The sequence below is a fragment of the Mesorhizobium sp. P2_C4 genome, assembly GCF_056404575.1.
The window spans coordinates 1-2500 of record NZ_JBFUDT010000016.1; the positions used below are offsets into that span (position 1 = coordinate 1).

The following is a 2500-nucleotide window of genomic DNA, read 5'->3' on the forward strand; positions in this document are numbered from 1 at the left end:
AACGCAAACGCAAAACTGCCCGCTTTGAGCGGGCCGTTTTTGTGATTTGGTTTCGGGGAGAGGCTTTGGCTTTTCTGTCCCGCGGCGTCGGCTGCGCCTCGTTGCGGGCCCCTGATGCCAGGTTAAGATCGGCCGGCCACCACAGCAAAATACAAAAGAGCCCGCACAAGGCGGGCTCTTCTGTATTTGGTTGCGGGGACAGGATTTGAACCTGTGACCTTCAGGTTATGAGCCTGACGAGCTACCGGGCTGCTCCACCCCGCGTCAACCTTAGAGGTAAGTTTTAGCTTACCGGAATCAAGAGACCACCAAATGAAAGGGCCGCTTGCGCGGCCCGTAGTCCCGTTGGCGGGCCTGTTCGTAGAGAGAAGATTTCACTCCATCCGAGTGGATGTGAGTTCAACGTGCATTTAGCAGACCTGGCAGCGACCTACTCTCCCGCGTCTTGAGACGAAGTACCATCAGCGCTGGAGCGTTTCACGGCCGAGTTCGGAATGGGATCGGGTGCAGCCGCTCCGCCATAACCACCAGGTCGGCAAAACGCACGTTGTTCGAGAAGCTTTTTGAGCGATTGGCCGCGACAATGCCTCAGGCGTTACGCCTTGGGCTCTGTCGGAGCTTTTCGCTGGTCTTTGTCGTGCCATCCATTTTTTCAAATGGGCATAAGGAATGAGAACGATCAAGCCGATCGAACTATTAGTACCGGTAAGCTTCAAGCGTTGCCGCTCTTCCACACCCGGCCTATCAACGTGGTCGTCTTCCACGGTTCTCAGGGAATACTCGTTTTAAGGTGGGTTTCCCGCTTAGATGCCTTCAGCGGTTATCCCGTCCGGATATAGCTACCCTGCTATGCGGCTGGCGCCACAACAGGTCCACCAGAGATCCGTCCATCCCGGTCCTCTCGTACTAGGGACAGATCCTTTCAATATTCCTACACCCACGGCAGATAGGGACCGAACTGTCTCACGACGTTCTGAACCCAACTCACGTACCGCTTTAAATGGCGAACAGCCATACCCTTGGGACCTGCTCCAGCCCCAGGATGCGATGAGTCGACATCGAGGTGCCAAACAACCCCGTCGATATGGACTCTTGGGGGTCATCAGCCTGTTATCCCCGGCGTACCTTTTATTCGTTGAGCGATGGCCCTTCCACGCGGGACCACCGGATCACTATGACCGACTTTCGTCTCTGCTCGACTTGTCAGTCTCGCAGTCAGGCAGGCTTATGCCATTGCACTCAGCGACCGATTTCCGACCGGTCTGAGCCCACCATCGCGCGCCTCCGTTACTCTTTAGGAGGCGACCGCCCCAGTCAAACTACCCACCATACATTGTCCCGGACCCGGATAACGGGCCGCGGTTAGACATCCATAGTAATAAGGGTGGTATTTCAAGGATGGCTCCACCTGAGCTGGCGCCCAGGTTTCAAAGCCTACCACCTATCCTACACATGCCACTACGAATGCCAATGTAAAGCTATAGTAAAGGTGCACGGGGTCTTTCCGTCTAACCGCAGGAACCCCGCATCTTCACGGGGAATTCAATTTCACTGAGTCTATGCTGGAGACAGCGGGGAAGTCGTTACGCCATTCGTGCAGGTCGGAACTTACCCGACAAGGAATTTCGCTACCTTAGGACCGTTATAGTTACGGCCGCCGTTTACTGGGGCTTCGATTCAGAGCTTGCACCCCTCCTCTTAACCTTCCAGCACCGGGCAGGCGTCAGACCCTATACGTCGTCTTGCGACTTCGCAGAGCCCTGTGTTTTTGATAAACAGTCGCTACCCCCTGGTCTGTGCCACCCTCCTCCACTTGCGTAGAAAAGGGTCACGCTTCTTCCGAAGTTACGCGTGCAATTTGCCGAGTTCCTTCAGCATAGTTCTCTCAAGCGCCTTGGTATACTCTACCAGTCCACCAGTGTCGGTTTCGGGTACGGTCTATAAGGAGGAGCTATTTCCTGGAACCACGCAGCAGCCCGTTCAATCCGATAAGATTGGACTACCTCAATGATCCGTCACTTCCTCCAGGCCCACGAATATTAACGTGGTTCCCATCGTCTACGCATTTCTGCCTCGACTTAGGGGCCGGCTAACCCTGCTCAGATTAGCTTTAAGCAGGAACCCTTGGACTTTCGGCGGGGGAGTCTCTCACTCCCCTTACGTTACTCATGTCAGCATTCGCACTTCTGATACCTCCACCACCCCTCACGGGTATGGCTTCATCAGCTTACAGAACGCTCCGCTACCGCTTGCATTGCTGCAAACCCTAAGCTTCGGTGTATGGCTTTAGCCCCGTTACATTTTCGGCGCAAAGACCCTTATTTAGACCAGTGAGCTGTTACGCTTTCTTTAAATGATGGCTGCTTCTAAGCCAACATCCTGGTTGTTTTGGGATCCTCACATCCTTTCCCACTTAGCCATAACTTGGGGACCTTAGCTGTAGGTCAGGGTTGTTTCCCTTTTCACGACGGACGTTAGCACCCGCCGTGTGTCTGCCGAC

At 54.5% G+C, this 2500-nt stretch carries 1 protein-coding gene, 1 tRNA gene and 2 rRNA genes (1 of these 4 cut by a window edge); 1 reads left to right on the top strand and 3 read right to left on the bottom strand.

Annotation, left to right across the window (positions count from 1 at the left end; translation table 11 throughout):
* Positions 1-209 (top strand): hypothetical protein (locus AC1DX6_RS30440; protein ID WP_477320281.1); only part of this gene is annotated, 209 nt, incomplete at its 5' end.
* Here the strand turns inward: AC1DX6_RS30440 and AC1DX6_RS30445 are convergent.
* The 3 genes from AC1DX6_RS30445 to AC1DX6_RS30455 all read right to left on the bottom strand — a co-directional run.
* Positions 188-264 (bottom strand) — tRNA-Met (locus AC1DX6_RS30445). The genes AC1DX6_RS30440 and AC1DX6_RS30445 overlap by 22 nt on opposite strands.
* Positions 265-417: 153 nt before the next feature.
* Positions 418-532, bottom strand: a 5S ribosomal RNA gene (gene rrf, locus AC1DX6_RS30450).
* 143 nt (positions 533-675) lie between these two features.
* Positions 676-2500: ribosomal RNA gene (locus tag AC1DX6_RS30455) — 23S ribosomal RNA — on the bottom strand; it runs 982 nt beyond the window's last position.